The 19,237-nt window shown below is 70.3% G+C and carries 13 protein-coding genes and 2 pseudogenes; 11 read left to right on the top strand and 4 right to left on the bottom strand.

Translation table 11 applies throughout. From position 1 onward, the window contains the following. Positions 1-367: 367 nt before the first annotated feature. The 6 genes and pseudogenes from AC061S_RS15685 to AC061S_RS15660 all read left to right on the top strand — a co-directional run. A complete protein-coding gene (locus AC061S_RS15685) occupies positions 368-790 on the top strand; it encodes a hypothetical protein (RefSeq protein ID WP_478686558.1) in 423 nt (140 codons plus the stop codon). Next, a complete protein-coding gene (cseB, locus tag AC061S_RS15680) occupies positions 787-1,524 on the top strand; it encodes a two-component system response regulator CseB (RefSeq protein ID WP_478686557.1) in 738 nt (245 codons plus the stop codon). Before AC061S_RS15685 ends, cseB begins: the two co-directional genes overlap by 4 nt. 61 nt (positions 1,525-1,585) lie before the next feature. Further along, complete coding sequence (locus AC061S_RS15675) at positions 1,586-2,773, top strand: sensor histidine kinase (RefSeq protein ID WP_478686556.1); 1,188 nt, start codon at positions 1,586-1,588, stop codon at positions 2,771-2,773. A 205-nt stretch (positions 2,774-2,978) separates the two neighbouring features. After that, complete coding sequence (locus AC061S_RS15670) at positions 2,979-4,043, top strand: LCP family protein (protein WP_478686555.1); 1,065 nt, start codon at positions 2,979-2,981, stop codon at positions 4,041-4,043. Further along, a complete protein-coding gene (locus AC061S_RS15665; RefSeq protein WP_478686554.1) occupies positions 4,040-5,839 on the top strand; it encodes an acyltransferase family protein in 1,800 nt (599 codons plus the stop codon). The genes AC061S_RS15670 and AC061S_RS15665 overlap by 4 nt, the downstream gene beginning before the upstream one ends. 40 nt (positions 5,840-5,879) lie before the next feature. Next, positions 5,880-6,206 (top strand): annotated as a pseudogene (locus tag AC061S_RS15660) (class I mannose-6-phosphate isomerase); the annotation flags it as partial. Positions 6,207-6,353: 147 nt separating this feature from the next. On the opposite strand, the gene AC061S_RS15655 reads toward AC061S_RS15660, so the two are convergent. Together AC061S_RS15655 and AC061S_RS15650 are read right to left on the bottom strand one after the other, a co-directional pair. Further along, positions 6,354-7,574, bottom strand: a complete 1,221-nt coding sequence (locus AC061S_RS15655) for an amidohydrolase (protein ID WP_478686553.1) — start codon at positions 7,572-7,574, stop codon at positions 6,354-6,356. Positions 7,575-7,649: 75 nt separating this feature from the next. Continuing rightward, positions 7,650-9,167 (bottom strand): MFS transporter, encoded by a 1,518-nt coding sequence (locus AC061S_RS15650; protein ID WP_478686552.1) that lies wholly within the window; start codon positions 9,165-9,167, stop codon positions 7,650-7,652. Positions 9,168-9,422: 255 nt separating this feature from the next. Between AC061S_RS15650 and AC061S_RS15645 the strand changes: the two genes are divergently transcribed. From AC061S_RS15645 to AC061S_RS15630, 4 genes are all read left to right on the top strand, one after another. Continuing rightward, positions 9,423-10,571 (top strand): Lrp/AsnC family transcriptional regulator, encoded by a 1,149-nt coding sequence (locus AC061S_RS15645; RefSeq protein ID WP_478686551.1) that lies wholly within the window; start codon positions 9,423-9,425, stop codon positions 10,569-10,571. 207 nt (positions 10,572-10,778) lie between these two features. Then, positions 10,779-11,525 carry an IclR family transcriptional regulator gene (locus tag AC061S_RS15640; RefSeq protein ID WP_478686550.1) on the top strand — a complete coding sequence of 249 codons (747 nt, stop codon included), beginning with the start codon at positions 10,779-10,781 and terminating at the stop codon, positions 11,523-11,525. 233 nt (positions 11,526-11,758) lie between these two features. Then, positions 11,759-12,769 (top strand): endonuclease/exonuclease/phosphatase family protein, encoded by a 1,011-nt coding sequence (locus AC061S_RS15635; protein WP_478686549.1) that lies wholly within the window; start codon positions 11,759-11,761, stop codon positions 12,767-12,769. Between the two features lie 1,008 nt (positions 12,770-13,777). Then, positions 13,778-15,202 carry a beta-propeller fold lactonase family protein gene (locus tag AC061S_RS15630; RefSeq protein WP_478686548.1) on the top strand — a complete coding sequence of 475 codons (1,425 nt, stop codon included), beginning with the start codon at positions 13,778-13,780 and terminating at the stop codon, positions 15,200-15,202. 219 nt (positions 15,203-15,421) lie between these two features. Here the strand turns inward: AC061S_RS15630 and AC061S_RS15625 are convergent. Beyond that, positions 15,422-15,667: pseudogene (locus AC061S_RS15625) on the bottom strand (FKBP-type peptidyl-prolyl cis-trans isomerase); the annotation flags it as partial. A 136-nt stretch (positions 15,668-15,803) separates the two neighbouring features. Continuing rightward, on the bottom strand, positions 15,804-17,573 hold the full coding sequence (locus AC061S_RS15620; RefSeq protein WP_478686547.1) for an AMP-binding protein: 1,770 nt from the start codon (positions 17,571-17,573) through the stop codon (positions 15,804-15,806). A gap of 451 nt (positions 17,574-18,024) precedes the next feature. On the opposite strand from AC061S_RS15620, the gene AC061S_RS15615 reads away from it, so the two are divergent. Beyond that, a complete protein-coding gene (locus AC061S_RS15615; RefSeq protein ID WP_478686546.1) occupies positions 18,025-19,062 on the top strand; it encodes a hypothetical protein in 1,038 nt (345 codons plus the stop codon). Positions 19,063-19,237: the final 175 nt, after the last annotated feature.

The following is a 19,237-nucleotide window of genomic DNA, read 5'->3' as shown; positions in this document are numbered from 1 at the left end:
TGCGTGCGGAATGCTCTGTGGCAAGGGACCTGTGTCCCGTCTCCAGGGGCTCGGTCGAGGTTGGCCGCCAGGGCCTGCCGCCTCGGCGTACACAAGTGCATGAATGACCTATATTCGGACTCTCATGACTTTTTCCCTCTGTGGTCCGGCACGTCCGCGCCGGGTACGGGTGCACGGCCCAGCCGTACCCGCCGCCGCCGCTCTCGTGCTGCTCACGGGCTGCGCGGCCGACGGCACGGCGCGGGACGCAGGCCCCGCCCCGTCCCTCTCCCTGCCGGCGCTCCCCTCGCCACTGTGGCCCGGCTACGCCCCGCGACCCAGCGCGCGCAGCACGGTGGACCCGGCGGGGGACAAGTCATACGAGCCTGTGCCCGGCATCACCGCACCCGGCGAAGACCTGTCCAAGATCGCCCCGCGGGAACTGCTGCGCGCCGACCCTCACGTTGCCGAATCGGTCAAGTCTTTGATCGACGAGTGTCCGACCACGGACTGCACCCTTCGCGAGCCAGCCTTCGCCGATCTCACGGGGGACGGCCGGCCTGAACTGATCCTCGCTTTCGACGACCCTTGGCTGCGTTCCCTCCTGTGGGTCTATACGGCCGAGGCTGGCCGGGTGCGGCTCGTCCTTGATCACGCGGGGCTACTCGGTTTGACCGCCGACGTCATGGCGGGCGACCTTCTCATCCACGAACGGGTGGGCAGTGGCCGTAGCGTCAGCCAGTTCCGTTGGAATGGCAAGACCCTTGTTCCCGTCTTCAACGACGCACCCGTACCCCGGAGCACCCCGTGACCCACCTGTTGCTTGTCGAGGACGACGAGGTCATCCGCAACACTGTGGCCATCGCCCTGGCCCGCTATGGCTACGAAGTGTCGATTGCCGCCGACGGCCTGGCGGGTCTCGAACTCTTCCGGGAGATCCAGCCCGACCTCCTGATCCTCGACGTGATGCTGCCCGAACTCGACGGCATCGGCCTGTGCCACCACATCCGTGAGAGCAGCACGGTCCCGATCCTCATGATGTCCGCCCGCGGCGACTCTCTGGACGTGATCGGCGGACTCGGCGCCGGAGCCGATGACTACGTGACCAAACCGGTCGAGATCGCGGTCCTGGTCGCCCGGATCCGCTCCCTTCTGCGCCGTGTGAGATTCCCCGTTGAACCCCACCCGCACGGCCAGAACCCGGCATCTCACCCCGCGGCGGACCGCGCTCAAACAGCACCATCGACACCTCGCACGTCCGCTGTCTCCACATTCGGGGACCTGACCATCGACCCCGAGGGGCTGGAAGTGCGGCGGGCCGGTGAACTCCTTTGGCTGACCCCTACGGAACTGCGCCTGCTTCTGGAATTCACCTCCAGCCCGGGAATCGTGCTGGACCGCCCCACCCTGCTGCGCAACGTGTGGGACCACGCCTGGGACGGGGACAGCCGCGTCGTGGACCTCCACATCCAGCGACTGCGGAGCAAGATCGGGGCCGAGCGGATCGAGACGGTCCGCGGCTTCGGCTACAAGCTCCGGCGCTGACGTGCGTCCGCCACGTTCACGGCGCCGCTGGCAGGAGCTGCGCTGGCGCATCGCGACCCTGGTGGCGGGCGCCGTCTGTACCGTCGCCGCCGCCATCGGCTTGCTGGTTCACCAGCTGACCCTGGACCGTGCTTACGACCAGGCCCGGGACAGCGCGCAGCGCAGCCTCGACTTTGCAGCGGAGGCACTGGCGCGCACCGCGAGCGCATCCGGCACGGGCGCTACTCTCGACCCGTCAGACCTTCCGGAGGAGCTGACCCGCCTCGTGCGCCGCGGTCACCAGGGCACCGAACGGGGACAGGGGAGCTACGGGCCGGTGATGTGGGCCGCCCGGCCGGTCGGAGACCGCGTCCTCGCGGTGCAGGTCGATCTGCGGGCCGATCTGCGCGGGCTTAAGGCGCTGGACGCCCGCATGGCGGTTGCCGGAATCCTCGCCGTGGCCGTGATCGTCCCCCTGGGCGCCCTGGCCGCGGGGCAGTTGAGCCGCCGCCTGCGCCGGGCCGCGCGCACTGCCCGGCAGATCGCCGAGGGTGATCTGGACGCCCGGATCGAGGCGGGAGAGCGCCCCGACGATGAGATCTCCGAGATCTCCGCCGCGGTCGACTCGATGGCAGCCGCTCTACAGGAGCGCCTCAACGGCGAACAGCGTTTCACCGCTGATGTGGCGCACGAACTGCGCACTCCCTTGATGGGGTTGCTGACCTCAGCCGACCTGCTGCCGGAGGGCCAGGCCGAGGACTATGTGCGCGACCGTGTGCGGGTGTTGGGTCGGCTGGTGGAGGACCTTCTGGAGATCTCCCGGCTCGACGCCGGGGCCGAGCGGGCCGATCTGGCGGCTTACCCGCTGGGACCGCTGGTGGAGAGCAGCGTGCGGCGAACCGGGTTCGAGGTGGACATCCGGGTGGAGAAGGACGGGCCCGTCGAAACCGACCCGCGGCGACTCGACCGCATCCTCGCCAACCTGGTCGGCAACGCACACCGGCACGGAAGCGGCCCCGTGGAAGTCACCGTCGACGGGACCGTTGTTACCGTGCGCGACCACGGACCCGGTTATCAGGACCACTTGCTGGCCGAAGGGCCGCAGCGCTTCCGCACCGGCGCCCGCGAGCGGGGGGGCGGGCACGGGCTCGGTCTGACCATCGTCATCGGGCAGGCCCAGGTCATCGGCGCCGCGGTGGACTTCACCAACGCCGAAGACGGCGGCGCCGTCGCCGTGATCAAGCTCCGTCCCGCGTCATCCCGCCCCTAACCGTCCCGTCTCAGAGCCTGGGAGGGAACGTTGTCGGGGCGTCGCCATGGGCGTGAGTGTGGGCGATACACAACCAATACACAACAGATACCGAGCTGGCGGGCATCGGATACCGCGTCTCGCCCAGGCCTACATGCACCCCGCTGACGCTGGTCCCAGGCCCGTGAAGATCTCATGGGCCCAAGACCAGGAGGTGCGCTCCGCCATGGCCCACGCCCCCGTTCCGACCAGACGCCGACGCCGACGCCTGCGTCCACCCGTCCACTCCCCGGGGCGGCGACGCGGAGCGGGTGTCTGGGCGGCCGGTGTCGGCCTCTGCATCGTCGCCCTTGGCGGCTGGGTTCTCTACGAGCAGGTCAACTCCCGTCTCAGGAGCACAGATGTGGACGCACTCCTCGGGGACGACCGTCCCGACAGGATCGCCACCGGCGCACTCAACGTGCTGGTCCTCGGCTCGGACGCCAGGTCCGGAGACAACGGGAAGTACGGTGCTGACGGCGGCAGCGCTCGCTCGGACACCGCCATGCTGGTCCACCTGGCGAACGGCCGGAAGACGGCGACCGTCGTCAGCATCCCGCGCGACACGATGGTCGCCCGCCCCGAGTGCCCGGCGACCTCGGGCGGCACCGTCACGGGAGCCCGCAACGCCATGTTCAACACGGCCTACTCCGTGGGAGGTTCGGTCTGCGCGGTCAAAACAGTCGAGAGCATGAGCAATGTACGTGTCGATCACGTCATCGACATGGACTTCACCGGGTTCGAGAAGCTCGTTGATGCGATCGGCGGGGTGGAGATCACCCTCGACACCGCGATCCGCGACACCAAGAGCCACGTCGATCTGCCCGCCGGAACACACCGTCTGGTTGGTGAACAAGCCCTGGGCCTGGTCCGCACCCGCTACGGGGTGGGTGACGGCAGCGACCTGGGCCGCATCAAGCTCCAGCAGAAGTTCATGACCGCGCTGATGAGCGACCTCGGCGGCTCCGGACTCCTCACCAGCCCCACCAAGCTCTACAAGGTCGCCGACACCGCCGCTGCCGCCCTCACCACCGATAGCCGGCTCGGATCGGTCCGCGAACTCGCCTCCCTCGCCCGAAGTCTCGACAAACTCACCAGCTCCGAGGTCGACTTCCGGACCCTGCCCGTCGTCCCCTACCCGGCAGACCCCAACCGGCTCCAAGCCGACACCCAACGAGCCGAAGCCCTGTGGAAAGCCCTCCGCGACGACGTGCCCGCACCGGCGGCCCAGGAAGCAGCGAACACCCAATGACCGTACACAGCACGACCACCACCATGCAGCTCGGCACCCGCGTGCCCCCGTCCCCGCCCCGCGCCTACCGGCCCGCCCTCGACGGACTGCGCGCCCTCGCCGTCACCGCCGTCCTGGTCTTCCATCTGAACCCGGCATGGCTGCCCGGAGGATTCCTCGGCGTCGACGTCTTCTTCGTCCTGAGCGGCTACCTGATCACCGACCTGCTCTGCGCCGAGCGGCGCCGCACCGGCCGGATCAACCTGCGCCGCTTCTGGCAGGCCCGGGCGCGCCGCCTGATACCCGCCCTCGCCGCCGTGCTGATCGCGGCGACCTCGGCAGCCACCGTGCTGCACCCCGAGCGGCTCGCGTCCGCCACCACCGATCTCGTGTCGGTGGCCACCTTCACCAACAACTGGTGGCAGATAGCCACCGACGCCTCCTACTTCGCCGCCTTCGGCCCGCCCCCGGTCTTCCAGCACCTGTGGACGCTCAGCGTCGAGGAACAGTTCTACCTGCTGTGGCCGCTGCTGCTCCTCGCCCTCCTGCGCCTGCTGCCCGGCCGGATCCTGCGGGCAAGCGTGGTCATGTGCGCGGCCCTGGCATCGATGACGGCCATGGCCCTCCTGCACGTGCCCGACGTGGACCCCTCCCGGGTCTACTACGGCACCGACACCCACGTCTTCCCGATTCTGGCCGGGGCCGCCCTGGCCATCCTCTCTCCCCTGGCCGGGCCGCCCGGAACCCACCTGCGCGCGGGATCGGCCCTGCGGGCCGACCTGTACGGGGCCACGGGCCTGGCCATGCTCGGGGGGCTGGCCTGGACCGCTTCGGAGAGCGCGCCGTTCCTCTACCCGGCCGGCTTCACCGTCGCGGCCCTCGCCACCATCGGCGTCATCCGGGCAGCGCTGCAGCCCTCCGGGCACATCGTCCGGCTGCTCTCCCACCCGGTGCTGCGCTGGACCGGGAAGCGCAGCTACGGCATCTACCTCTGGCACCTGCCCGTCCTCGCCCTCGCCACACCGGACGGCAAGACCCCAGCCGACGTCCCCCTGGGCGCCCTCGCCGCCGCAGGCGTCGCCATCGCCCTGGCAGCGCTCAGCTACCGCTTCCTGGAGGACCCCATACGCCGCAACGGCCTGCGCCCCACCCTGCAGGCCCTCTGCAGCTCCCTCGCCTCGCGCAGGCCCGCCGCCTTCACAGCAACCGGATGCACGCTCGCCGTCGTCCTCACGGCCGCCTGCGGAGTGGTCACCGCTCCCGAGGACCAGGACAGTGCCGCAGCCCGCATCGAGGCGGGCCGCAACTCGATGGAAACGTCCGTGCAGGAGGGCGCCGCAACCACAGCCGGAACGGTCACAGCGATCGGCGACTCCGTCATGGTCGCAGCCACCCCTCAACTGAAGGAGAAGTTTCCCGGCGTCACCATCGACGCCACCGTCAGCCGCCAGCTCACCGCAGCCGCCAAAGAGGTCAGGGCCGCCAAGGACCGCGGCACACTCGGCGACACCGTCGTCATCGGCCTCGGCACCAACGGCGTCGGGGGCCGCACCGCGCTGAACGCCGCCGTCACCGAGGCGGGCCCCGACCGCCGCGTCGTCCTGGTCACCGTCCACCTGCCCAAACCGCACCAGGACGAGATGAACGCCGCGATCCACGCAACCGCGGCCCAGCATCCCAACGTCGCCGTCGCCGACTGGCACGCCGCCATCAAGGACCAACCCCGCCTCCTCGCCAAGGACGCCGTCCACCCCGGCCCCGGCGGCGCGAAAATCTACGCAGACACCATCGCGCAGGCCCTGACCACCCTGCCCTGATCCGGTCTCGCCGGTCCGGGGGCAGTGCCCCGGACCGTGGCTCGTGCAGCAGCCGCGGACCCTGCGGGGTGGGGAGGGCTGGCACGAAGAGGTCATCGGCGCGCTGGACGAGGTGTTCTACGAGGTCCGCCGCATGGTGGTGGCCCCCGGCGCGGTGGCCGAGGACGACACCGAGGACACCTTCCACATCCTCAACGTCGTCGAAGGGGACGGAATCCTGATCGAGACAGTCGCGGGCACCCACCCCCTCGCCTTCGCTGAAACCCTCACGGTCCCGGCGTCCGTCGGCGCGTACCGCCTGCGCACCATCGGTGCCCACGAGGTCAAGGTGGTGAAGTCCCTGGTGGTCCGCGCTCCGGAGCAGTGAGCCCTCCCGGGCCGCAGCAATGTACTGATCTGACCAGCGAGCCCACGGCCCCGGACGCGTCGGCGGCATGGCCCTTGTCTCGGCCCGCGGCACAGTGACCCCAGGGGCGGCCCGAACGCCGGAACGGGCGAGGAGCATCGCCCGTTCTCAGGCGGTGGGCTGCCGGCGCTCGGCGTGGAGAGCCAGGACCCGGGCCCGCTCGACCGGGTCGGCCGCGAGGTCGGCCGCCGCTCCGGCCAGTGCCCTGGCACCGACGACGATGGCCTCGTCGGCGGCCGGGGTGTTCGTCTCCTCCGCGAACCCGTGGGTGTGCGGGGCGTGGACGGCCCCCTTGATGCCGAGTGCGGGGTGGATGCTGGGCAGGACGTGCGAGACGTTGCCCATATCGGTCGAGCCGCCACCGGAGTTCGGGGCCGGGACGGTCAGTTCGCGGCCCTGCGCCGCCAGGTGGGCCGCGTACCGCTCGCTGAACGCTCGGTCCGGACGCAGGTCCGCGTAGTCGGGCTGGGTGGCTTCGACCTCCATGCCGCATCCGCTCGCGGTGGCGCCGGCGGTGAAGCAGGCAAGCACCCTGGTCTTGAGGCTCTCCATTTCCTCCAGCGTGAAGGCGCGCACCTCGCATTCGACCCTGGCCGTCTCGGGGATGATGTTGATCGCGCTGCCGCCCTCGGTGACGTAGGCGGCGATCCGGTGGTCGCCCGGGATCTGCTGGCGGAGCTGGCCGATGGCGACCTGCGCGATGACGGCTGCGGAGGCCGCGTTGACGCCGAGGTGGGGAGCGGCCGCGGCGTGCGCGGGGGTGCCGGAGTACTGGACCAGGAAGCGGGAGACCGCCTGGCTGCGGAAATCGTGCGGGGCCATGTCGATCTCGGCGATGGGGTGGGCCATCATCGCGATCGTGACGTCGTCGAAGACGCCCCGGTTGAGGAGGAGTACCTTGCCGCCGCCGTGCTCCTCGGCGGGGGTGCCGATCGCCTTGACCCGGATGCCGAGTGTGTCCGCGAGTTCGGCGAGTGCGAGGGCCGCGCCCAGGGAGGAGGCCGCGATGACGTTATGGCCACAGGCATGTCCGATGCCGGGCAGGGCGTCGTACTCGACGCAGATGCCGACGGTCAGCTCGCCGGTCCCGTACGTGGCGGTGAAGGCGGTGGGCAGGTTGCCGACACCGCAGGTCACGTCGAAGCCGCGGGAGGCGAGGAACTCCGTGAGCCGGGCGGCCGAGCGGTGCTCCTCGAAGGCCGTCTCGGGGTCGGCGTGCAGGGCGTGGCTGAGTGAGACGAGCCCGGCGCGCGCCGCCTCAAGGATGTCGGCGATCCGTGCCGCCCGGGTGGGGTCGATGGTCGTCGCGGTGGTCGTGGTCTCGGTCATGGTCATCACAACTCCTGGGGTCGGGCGGGATGAGGACGGAAAAGAAGGGGGAGAAGAAGGGAGCGCGCGTTGAGTTCAGGACGACGGGGTGGCCAGGTTGGCGCGGATCGTGGCGACGAGCAGGGCCATACCCGCACAACAGGCCACGCAAATTCCGAGGATCCAGGTGTACGCGGCGCCGCCGGGCCGGCCGTCGGCGGTGGCGAAGACAGCGAAGACGGTGGCGAAGACAGCGCCGGCGGCGGCGCCTGAGGCGGTGCGCAGGGTGTTGTAGACGCCGGAGGAGATGCCGGTCATGGTCGGTTCGACCCGGGCCACGATCATGGCGGGGATCGCGGCCATGGCGCAGCCGTTGCCGATGCCGGTGAGCAGGACACCGGTCAGGAAGAACGGCAGGGAGGCCAGGTCGAGGGCCATGACGAGGAATCCGACGGCGGCGAAGGCCGCGCCCGTGAGCAGGGTGGGGCGTTCGCCGAATTTCTTGCCGGCCTTGTTGGCGAGGGTGGAGGCGAGGAAGGCGCCCGCTCCGGAGACGGTCATCACGCCGCCGATCGCCAGCGCGCTGAGGTTCATGCCGACCCCGTGGGCGGCAGGGTCTGAGCCGGCGAGGAGGGCGATCACGGTCTGTGATCCGAAGAGCTGGGCGCCGAGGAGCAAGCCGATCAGGTAGAGGGGCAGCACCCGGGGATTGGTTGCGGCGCGTATGTCGATGAGCGGCTCGGGGACGACCAGGGCGCCCCGGATCCAGGCGGCGAGGAAGACGGCGGCGAGGGTCAGGCAGCCGAGGGTGAGGAGGGAGGCCCAGCCCCACGAACCGCCGTTGCCCAGGGCGAGGAGGAGCAGGACCAGACCGAGGCTGAGGGTGCTCGCGCCCCACCAGTCGATGCGGCCGTGGGCCCTGGCCTGGCTCTCGGGTACGCCTGTCCACAGGCCGACGAGGGTGACGGCGACGGCAAGCACGGGCAGGGCGAGGGTGAGGGCCAGGCTGCTCGTGCCCTGGTAGAGGCCGCCGCTGACGAGCGTTCCGACGCTGGCGCCGACGGTGAGGGCGCCGACCAGCATGCCGATGATGGCTCCGGCCCGCTCGGGTGCCCGGTCACGGGCGAGGGCGAACAGCAGGGGCAGGAAGGCCGAGAGGGGGCCTTGCAGGACGCGTCCTGCGAGCAGCAGCTCGAAGCTGGGCGCGAAGGCGACGAGGGTGGTGCCGAGGAGTACCGAGACGGCGGCGATCTTCAGCCAGGCCAGGTGGCCGAACATGTCGCCGAGCTTGGCCATGAGGGGAACGCAGACCGCTCCGCTGAGCAGGTAGGCGGAGCTGATCCAGTTCAGGTTGCCGTGGCTGACGCCGAACGCCTGCCCAAGGGCTGGCAGAAGCGGGGTGAGCCAGCTCTGGAGGATTCCGCTGAGGAATTCGAGGCTCAGGCAGATGGCGAGGGCGGCCGTGGTCAGTCCGCCCGCCGCCGCTCCTTTGTTTCGCTTGTCCCGGGCGGCCGGGGCCGGTTCTGGGCCGGAGGCGGGGGCGACACCCGGCGAGGGTGCCGGGTCTGGCGTGGGGGCGTCGGGGCCGGGCGGGGCGGGAGCGTGGGCGCTCATGGAGGTCTCTCCTCTACGGGGCGGACGGCGTCGTTGCCGATCCGGACGGGCGGCGGTCCGCGTGGACCCGTACGGGACGCCGTACGGGACCACGGGCCGGGGGCGCCGCACCGCGGACCTCGGAGCCGGGATCCGGAGCGTGCGTGGACCATCTGTGCCGGTGAGCGGTCGGCGGTGCGGACTTTCGCCTGTCTGTGAAGATCGTCCGCCTCTGGCCGGGCCCACCGGCTCTGCGTGAGGCTTTCCGTCATGCGGATGAGCACGATGTCGGGATCCACCACGGAACACGCCCTGCCGGCCACTGATCTGGCACTGGTCCGGGCGGTGCAGAGTTCACCTCGCGCGCCGTGGACCACGCTGGGCCCGGAGCTGGGGTTCAGCGCGGTGACCGCGGCCCGGCACTGGCAACGGCTGGTCGACGAGGGCGCGGTGTGGAGCACCTGTTCGCCGCTCCTGGAGCCGGGCACCGAGGCGGCCTTCCTGGAGATCGGCTGCCGGCACGGCCAGGTGGGGCGTGTGGTGGCGGCGCTGTGTGCGGTCCCGCACATCGTGACCGTGGACCGTACCTCCGGAGACCGGGACCTGCTGGTCACGGTGACGGCGCGGACCGCCGCAGAGCTGTCCGCGCTGGTCACCGACGGGCTGGACACGATCGCCGGCATCCGCTGGGTACGTTCGCACCCGGTGGCCAGCTTCCACAGCGAGGCGAGTCGCTGGCGCCCCAGGTCCGGGATGCGTCGCGCCCCGGCCGACGGGGCCCGCTCGGCCGGCCGGCCCGCGCGGACCGATACCTCAGCCGCGCGACGGGCCGCGCCTCCGGCGGGCGTGGCGGTCCTGCCCTCCGACTGGGAGCTGGCACTGGCCCTGGGGCGCGACATCCGTACCTCGTACGCCGATCTCTCCGCGGTCTCCGGGCTGCCGGAGACGACGGTGCGGCGCCGCCTACGGATACTGTTGGCGAGTGGCCAGCTGACGCTCCGGGTGGAGGTGTCCCGGCTGCGCAGCAACACTCCTCTGCTGGCGTGGCTGTTCGCGGACGCCCCTTCCACACGGATCGCGGAGGCCGCGGCGCGCCTCACCCTGCGTCCGGAGGTCCGTACCGTGGTCTCGCTGATCGGCCCGGCCTCGCTGCTGACGGCGGTGTGGGTGCGGGACACCGCCCATCTGTACCGTTTCCAGCAGCAGGTGGAGCAGGGCATGCCGCTCGTCCGTTTCACCGACCGGTGCATGGTGAGCCGCTCCCACAAGCGCATGGGCTGGCTGCTGGACGCCTCCGACCGGGCTTCGTCCCGGGTCGATCCCGACCTTCGACTGCCCCCGCGCCCCGCGCGGCCTCCCGAGCAGGATCCCCGATCGCAGCATTGCTACGGCGAGCCTGATCCCGCAGCGTCCAGGCAGCGGTGAACGTGAAGGCCTCTCCGCACCGGCCGCCATGCCTCCACGCGCGAAAGGAATCGACGTGCGAGAGCGATATCCCACTTCCGATCACCCTCGTCCGTCAGCCCGGCCTACCACCGCACTGCCCAGCCCCACTGAGGTGCGGGCCCTTCACGTCTTCCTGCAGGCGCTACTGGTACGGCGGCCGGACAGGAGCGGACCGGATGGGCGACCGTGATACCTCACCAGCCAGGAAGCCCCACCCTCATCCAGTCGGTTCAGCGGGCGCTGCGCCTGATCCGAGCCTTGCAGGGGCGCGGCGGCCAGGCCGGAGCGAAGCAGTTGGCTCGCGACGTCGGGTTGCCGCTCGGGACGACGTATCACCTGCTGCGCACGCTCGTCCACGAAGGCGAGTTGCTCAACGACCACGGGACCTACTCCCTCGTGGGGGGAAGTCAGGACAACGCACAAGGACTGCCGATCCGCGCGTGGATCGACCGGCTGAGTCTGGACCTGGGCGTCGCGACCTACTTCGCGGTCTACCGCACCGGCGAGGTCGAGGTAATGGCCGTCTCGGACAACCCCTACGCGCCCCCGGCGGAGCGGCGGGCGGACTTCCGCGGGGCCGCTCATGCCCATGCGATCGGCCAATGCCTGCTGGCCCAGCTGGAGGAGCGGGCCCGCAGGGACCATCTCGCACGCCACCCCGTGACGATGCTCACTCCCTATACCGCTCACGATGCCCCGACGGTCCTCCGCCGCCTCGCCGCACGCCCCCCGGCGCGGCCCGTCGTGGAGCATCAGGAATACGCACTCGGCGTCGCCTGCGCGGCCGTGCGCATCTCGGTGGGCGGCGCGGCAGCGGCGCTAGCCCTGTCGGTGCCCGCCGGCAAAGGCTCGGAACTACGCGATCTGGCCGCCGAGATGAGCCAGCGCGCGGAGAAGGTTCTCCTTACCTTGGCCTTCCGGGTAACAACGTAAGAACCGACCACACGACCCAGCAACCCCCTCAAACCGACCCCGACAGCACCTCCAGATTCCCATCGCAAGATCACGGCCAGGTCTCGCACCGCGGATATGCGTAGGCCGCGCCGCGCTGTTACCGGACTTATACGAAACTTCGCGGTGGCCGATACCAAGCGCACGCGAGGCCGAGAGGTGGCCTCCGGAGAGTAGGAGCGTAAGCCGTAACGCAAGGTTTCCGGAGGCCCGGCATGTCGCTGTCAACTGTGCCGGTGCCGGAGGGGCCGCCCGCGCAGCCCGACCGGCCGCGCCGGAGCCGCCGGCGTCGCCGGAGGCGCCTGGGCTGGTCGTGGCGGCGAGGCAGAGCGCTCGCTGCGTTCACGCTGCTGGGCACGGGACTCATGCTGCTCCCCGGCCTCGTGCCCAACCGGTCCGGCAATCTGGGGAGCCTGTTCGAGACCTTCCTGCCGTGGACCGGGGCCGGTGTAGTTCCGCTGGTGATTCTCGCCCTTCTGCGGCGCTCCAGGGTGGCGCTGGCCTCCGTCCTCGCGCTGGCCGGGGCTTGGGGATCTCAATTCGGCCACGTGCTGCTCGACAAGCGCGGGGCCGGAGGCAACCTCACCGTAGTCAGCCACAACGTGAACGAGCACAACAGTGATCCAGCGGGTACGGCGCGGGCACTGGCCGCTTCCGGCGCTGACCTCATCGCGCTGCAGGAGTTGGCCAGGTCGGTGGTCCCCGTCTATGAGCGAGGGCTTGCCGCCGACTACCCTTACCACCGCATGGAGGGTTCTGTGGGTCTGTGGAGCCGGCTCCCGCTCCGGGACGTGACGGCGGTCCCGATCATTAACTGGACGCGGGCGATGAGGGCCACGGTGGACACGGCCCAGGGGCCCGTGGCGGTGTTCGTGACGCATCTGCCGTCGGTGCGAGTGGAACTCACGGCAGGGTTCACAACGCGTAGGCGAGATCAGGCTCTGGACCGGCTGGGGGTGGCTGTGGCGGCCGAACCGATCAGGCGCAAGATCTTGGTGGGTGACTTCAACGGGAGCGCCGATGACCGGGGCCTCGTACCGATCACCAGCCGCATGCGGTCCTCGCAGGCGCGGGCCGGGGACGGCTTCGGTTTCACCTGGCCGGCCTCGGCTCCGGTCGTACGGATCGACCAGGTCTTCGTCGCCGGCATGGCGCCGACCGCCGCTTGGACGCTACCGAGAACGGGCAGCGACCATCTGCCGGTGGCCACCTCGGTCCGTTTGTGACGAGTTGCCTGACACCCCAGGCCGCCGTGTGCATGGGTGGGGTGGTGGCAGCGGTTGGCCGTCATCGGGTGGCCTGCGGTCCGACCGTGTTGAGAGCCTCATATGGGTCGGGGCTTGTTGTGTCAGTGCCCCTATGGGCTGGTGATCTTGGCTGTCACGGGGTGACCAGGTGATGGGCGACGTGTGAGTTGCATTGGTTGGCGCCGGTTCTCTGCGCTGGCCTCGATTCGTCAGCGGTGATCGCTGTTTGGTGAGGCGCTCGGTTCACCCCGGTTTGTTCCCGAGGGTGTCGGGCGTGGTCGCCGCGTGTACGCCGCAGACCTTCCCCACGACCTCCCGAGCGGCTCTCGTATACCGCTCCATGAGCTCTCCAGATCACCCGAGAGAATGCCCCGGATACGCGCCACACCCGGCCCAGATCCGCCAGATTCGAGCCGGTGTCGCTTTGAGAGACGTAAAACGCCGGTTCCTCGCGTACCCCTCTCCACCGTGCTCGCCGGGCCCGCACCATCTGGCAGTACTGGCAGGTCCCGGCTTCGTCAGGGCCGCTTTCGCCCTCCCCAGCACCGCCCGGATCAAGCTGCCTCAGCTTCAACGGCCTTGCCGAGAAGGGGTGTTGGTGCAGCTCTTCCACCTCCACTCGAACCAACAGCGCCTCACGGCGCAAACATGATCCCCGACAGAACCGTGTTTTGACAGGCGGCGACCGTGGCTTTCCGGACGGCGTGGCTGCCGCCCTGGCGCCGAACTCCTCCCCACGTACCGTCCGCACCCGCCGTACCGCTTCTGACCTGGACCGTTCCGGTTCCCGACCTCGGGTGATGGCGTGATTGTTCCTTGTCGCGCCTGCCTGGGAAAACCATCCTGTCCAAGGCCGTTACACGCTGTCCGCCCCAGAGCGGGACAGGCGGGCGTACGGCCGCCGCCCGTCCGCGGGCGGCTGGTGGGGAAGCTTCCAGCAGGTTGTTCGGCCCGCCTCGGCGCGGGCCCAGGGGGAAGGACACACACATGCGCACACGTACACACACCCGGCCGGCCCAGCCAGCGGCAAGGACAGGTCGCAGACTCGCGGCATGGACCGGCGCCACGGTGCTCGCCGCGTCCGGGCTGGCCGCCGCCACCGCACCGGCCGCCCACGCCGCGCCGGCCCATCCCACCGCGTACGTGGCCAACGCCTTCGCCGACTCGGTGTCGGTCATCGACACCGTCACCGGAACAGTCACCGCGACCATCCCGGTCGACTTCACCCCCTGGGCCGTGGCCGTCTCCCCGGACGCCGAACGCCTCTACACGGCCAACCACTCCGACGACGTCAGCGTGGTGGACACCGACACCAACACCGTCATCGCCACCGTCCCGGTCGGCACGTTCCTGCGGGACATCGAGGTCAGCCCGGCCGGCACCTTCGCCTACATCGCCGACGTCAACGGCCCCGACTCCGCCCTCCACATCCTGGACCTGGCGACCAACACCATCACCGGCAGCGTCACCACCGGGGGCTATCCCGACAGTGTCGCCTTCAACCCGGCCGGCACCCGCGCGTACGTCGCCAACTCCGGGAACGACACCGTCCAGGTCATCGACACCGCCACCCACACCATCCTCACCACCGTGCCCGTCGGCTCCCTCCCCGACAGCGTCACCGTCAACCCGGCCGGCACCCGCGTCTACGCCGCCAACGAGGACGGCGGCACCGTCTCGGTGATCGACACCACGACCAACACCGTCACCGCCACCGTCCCGGTCGGCACCCGCCCCCGCGGTTCCGCCATCAACCCGGCCGGCACCCGCGTCTACGTCTCCAACCACGGCAGTGACGACGTGACGGTCATCGACACCGCGACCAACACCGTCATCGCCACCGTGCCCGTCGGTGACGCCGCCCGGGCCGCCGCGGTGACCCCCGACGGCACTGCGGTGTACGTCCCCTCCTACGACGGCAACGTCTCGGTCATCGACACCGCCACCAACACCGTCACCGCCACCCACCCCACCGGAGACGGTGCCACCGACGTGGCCATCACCACGGTGTCCGCCCCGCCGCCCGCCGCCGACCTGGCCGTCGCACTGACCGCCACCCCGGTGCCCGGCCTGCTGCACGGTCGCATCGACTACACCCTGACCGTCACCAACCACGGCCCCGCCGCGGTGACCTCGGCCACCGTCACCGCACCGCTGCCCGCCCCGATGGGCGCCACCAGCCCCAACTGCACCGTCGCCGCCGCCAAGGTCACCTGCTCCTACGCCACCATCGCCTCCGGCGCCAGCGTCACCCGGAACTTCTCCGCCCCGGTGGGACTGCTGAGCCTGGGCACCCCCTACACCGTCACCGCCACCCGCACCGCCTCGGCGCCCACCGACCCGAACCCGGCCAACGACACCGCCACCCGCACCTGCACCGCGCTCACCTCACTGCTCATCAACTGCACCTGATGCACCACCGGCTGTAACACCCGCACCACCGGTCTGTGCCGGGCGCCATCCGGCTATCGCCGCCCTGGCTTTGCAGGTGAGGGTCGTCGACTCCAGCCGTAGGCGGGTTCTGACTCCATCACGCGTCCGACAGCGGCTTCGAATTGTGACTGCTTCGGGCGGGGGCTTTACCAGTGCCAGGCTTCGCTCTACGTGGGAGGCCTGGCACCGGTGGTCAGCTCAGGCGTCGATCAGGTCGACGACGAAGATGAGCGTGGAGCCCGCCGGGATCTTCGGGCTGGGTGACTGGTTCCCGTAGGCGAGGTGCGGGGGGATGGTGAGCTCGCGCCGTCCGCCGACCTTCATCCCCCGGACGCCCTGGTCCCAGCCCGGAATGACTTTGCCGGCCCCCAAGGAGAATCCGAACGGCTGGCCTCGGTTCCAGGAGGCGTCGAACTCCTCCCCTTCGGCGAACGTGACTCCTACCGATACTGGACCCCTACTGGTCTCGCCCTTTGAGGCCAGTGGCCTCAGCCGCGGCGACGGTCAAGAAGAAGGGTCGGCACCCCTCGCCCGCGACCGTCATGCGGATGCTGCGCACACCTGCCCCTCGCCCCGGATATCAGGCACCACTCCGGCCACGCCGACCCAGAGCCCTCCGCAACGCGGAGGGCAGGGCGGGCCTCAATGAATTGGGTGTGGCTCGTCCCGGGTCAGGGCCGAGGATTCGTGGCAGCCGGAGCGGATCGTGCGGGCACGCAGTGTGGCTCGCTGGGGCTTGCCCAGGTGATCGCGGGGGATCGAGCTGGCGGTTGTCATCCGGGTGGGTTGGTACCACGGTGACGCCGCGCCCGCGCAGGAAGTCCCGCAGCTCTTGGAGATCCGGGGGCTCGGTTTTAGGTACCACGACGGCGCAGACGTGTTCGCCGCTTTCCTCGTCCGGGATCCCGATCAGTACGACGTCGGCGATGTCGGGGTGTGTGAGGAGCACCTCCTCGACATCGCGGACGGGCACGAGGAGGTTGCCGCCGACGCGGTCGGCGCTGCGGGCGACGCAGCGGATACCGCCGTGGCGGTCGACGCGAACCAGGTCTCCGGTGTCGTACCAGCCCCCTGGGGCGTCGGCGGTCATGGTGATCGCGGCGTCCGTGTCGGCTAGCGCCAGGCACAGTGAGGGGCCGCGCACCCGCAGGGTCCGCACTGTGCCCTCGGTCTGCACGGTGGCGGCGAGGTCGAATTGCACACCGGGCAGGGGGCAGCCGTCGCTGCGCGAGGAGGTCCCGGCAGGGGCGCCGGCAGGCACCAGGGTCGCCCACCCGACCTCCGTCATCCCCCAGGTGGCCTGTATCTGCGTCGCGAATGTCTGCTCCGCGCTGGCAACCAGTGCCGGATAGACAGGTGTGGCCCCTGTGGCGATGGAGCGCAATGCCTCCAGCGGCCGCGGCCCGCACCGCTGTTCACGTACGAGGGCAGTCAGCCTGCTGGGCACGGAGAAGATCCGGACGGCTCCGGCGTGGGCGGCAAGGTCCAGGAAGAGGCCGGGGTCCGTGGTGTCCTGGAAGACACCTGTCCCTCCCTGTGTGAGGGGACCCAGCAGCCCGACCAGGAGTCCGGCGAGGTGGCTGATGGTGGAGGTGGTAGCTGCCACGACGGGGCCGGACGGCGCGGCCAGGGTGCTGTTGAGCGCCCCATTGCAGAGGGTGTTGTGGGTGTGGAGCACGGCCTTGGCACGGCCGGTGGTCCCGGAGGTGAACACCACCAGGGCAACCTGGTCGGGGTCGGGAGGCGCCGCCAGGGCGGTATCCGGACCCGGATCAGTGTCCTGACGGATGAACAGCCGGCCGAAGTCCAGGACCGGGGCGGTGGACGACTCTGCGTCCACCTCGGGCGGTGTCCCTGAAGCAACCACATAGTGAATGAGGGCGGGTAGCCCGGCGGTGGTTTCGGCCAGCGGCTTGGCGTGGGGTTGCCCTTCCCGAGTCTGCTGGACCACGAAGGTGTCGGCGCAGGTCACCGCGAGTGCGTGCCGCAGTTCGCGCTCCCCCAAGGTCGGCAGGAGGGGGACGGCCACGATACCCAGGCGCATGCACGCCAGCAGGAGCGCCGCGGTCTCCCACCGGTCGGGCAACTGGCAGGCCAGTACGCGCGGCCGCGGGCGGAGGCTTCCCAGGCCGCGACAAATCCGGTCCACCCACACATCCAGGTCACGGTAGGACGATGTCGTCACCTGAGCACAGCCGTCCTGCCGGGTGACAAGTGCGGGCCTGGTCGGGGTGCATTCCGCCCAGGACCGCAGGTCGTCGGCGACCGTGACGTCCCGCCAGAATCCCGCCGCCCGGTACCGCCGGGCCGCTTCCTCGGATGGGCGTACCTTCCGTAACTGCTCACGCACCGCAACTCCCCGACTCCCGACGACCGTACGTGCGAACCCTGCCCTTCGCAGGGCCGGAGAACACACCGGTCACCCGGCTGGTGGAGAGCATCACGGACCCGGCCAGTGACCTCCTGGGCCTCCGCGTTGATCGCGTGCCGGGCCCGGTGCCGCACCGACCGGGCGTCATGGCTCTGCCCCCACCGAAGGACCGTGCCGCCGTGCCGCCGACCGCCTACCTGCTCATGGGACCGGATTTGGCTGGAACACCGGCGGCACTGGTGGGTTGGCGAGCCAACCTTGTTGGTTTCACCAGTGGTTGGCCGGACCGAGGCGTATGGTCGCCGCTCCGGTCGCCCCGCCGGGGAAGGCCAGTTACGGGTCCAGCTGAACGGGAAAGATGCGGGTGAGGGTTGTGGCACAGGCGCAGGATGTGGACGAGGTCGCTGCGGACGGCACTACCGGGGGCCAGGTGGGCACCGACGATGGCGAGGTCCTCGACCTGAACACCGCCATGATGGCGGTCTACGACGAGGCCCTCGTCGGCCACCGCAAGCGGATGCTCGACACCACCCCGGTCATCCTAGGCCTTTTCGACGGAGCCGGCGGCCGGATGGTCTTGTACCGCCCTGGGCATGCCGTCGAGGAGGCCCCGGCCGTTCCGGTGCGCTACCAGTACTTCAAGTCCGTAGCCCACAGCACTCTGGCCATCTACGAGATCGTCGAGCGCCATGGCGACGACCCGAGCTCCCTCGGCGCCGCGCTCAAGAGCTTTTCGGAGACGAACCGCCGCGCACTGGGCCGTGTTTCCGAACTCGGCCTGAGCGCGTCGCAACGAGAGACCCTGACCTCAGTCCTGCACCGCAACCACCGTTTCCTCGAACACGCCTCCGAGTTGGGGACAGTCACCCGGCAGGCAATCGCCGCGTACGCGCGGGAGTGCGCCCCCGATGTCCTGGAGCTGATCGACCGGGCAGCCGAGGTTCAGGTATCGCACTGGATGGCACGGCTCGACCTCTGGCACACCAGCCTCGCGGGGTCCTGGCCCCATGTGCACGCTGTCGTGAACACCCTCTATGTCACCCGCCAGAAGAACATCCTGTTCACCCTCCTCGCGCAGTACATGGGCGGGGATGCCATCGGGGACAGGCTCCTGCTCTTCGAGACCTCCAGCTTCACCAGCACGCCCGCCGAGATGCTCGACCTGCTGACGCGAGTGCACTCGGACCGCGAACTCGGCCGCACCTTCTTCGGCGACCACCATGCGATGAAGGGCGCCGACATCCTCGGCGACGCCGCCCGGCGGGTGATCGAGGAGGAATCGGCGCGACGCGGCACCGCCCCCGTCCTGCCGACCGTGGCCCCCTACGACTCCCACGAGTGGCCGTGGCCCACCGACCCCCGCAACGGCAGCGGCCCCGCCAGTCTCCGCGAAGCCGCTGGCTGCCCGGTGCGCTCCGGCAACCGCGACCGCTCTCCGTTGGGACCACCCTTCACACCGGCCAGCTGAAGGCCGGTCCGCCCTCCGCAGCGGTGTCCAGCGCTGAAGCTCTCGCGCCGCGGACGCGGAGGAAGTCCTGAAGCCGTAGTCCGGAGTCGTTACCTTCCGGCCTCTCGACCCCGCGCACACCGAGGTGACCCTGCTGATGCACTTCGACCCGGAGGGTACGGCGGAGAACATCGGC

Source organism: Streptomyces sp. CA189 (assembly GCF_056428985.1).
Note: the sequence above shows the minus strand (reverse complement) of the source record. Positions and strands in the feature narration are given on the sequence as shown.

Excerpts from the sequence above, each read along its gene's own strand:
- AC061S_RS15635 (WP_478686549.1), top strand. The coding sequence starts at position 11,759 with ATGTCGCTGTCAACTGTGCCGGTGCCGGAGGGGCCGCCCGCGCAGCCC.
- AC061S_RS15670 (WP_478686555.1), top strand. The coding sequence starts at position 2,979 with ATGGCCCACGCCCCCGTTCCGACCAGACGCCGACGCCGACGCCTGCGT.
- AC061S_RS15650 (WP_478686552.1), bottom strand. The coding sequence starts at position 9,167 with ATGAGCGCCCACGCTCCCGCCCCGCCCGGCCCCGACGCCCCCACGCCA.
- AC061S_RS15655 (WP_478686553.1), bottom strand. The coding sequence starts at position 7,574 with ATGACCGAGACCACGACCACCGCGACGACCATCGACCCCACCCGGGCG.
- AC061S_RS15645 (WP_478686551.1), top strand. The coding sequence starts at position 9,423 with ATGAGCACGATGTCGGGATCCACCACGGAACACGCCCTGCCGGCCACT.
- AC061S_RS15665 (WP_478686554.1), top strand. The coding sequence starts at position 4,040 with ATGACCGTACACAGCACGACCACCACCATGCAGCTCGGCACCCGCGTG.
- AC061S_RS15630 (WP_478686548.1), top strand. The coding sequence starts at position 13,778 with ATGCGCACACGTACACACACCCGGCCGGCCCAGCCAGCGGCAAGGACA.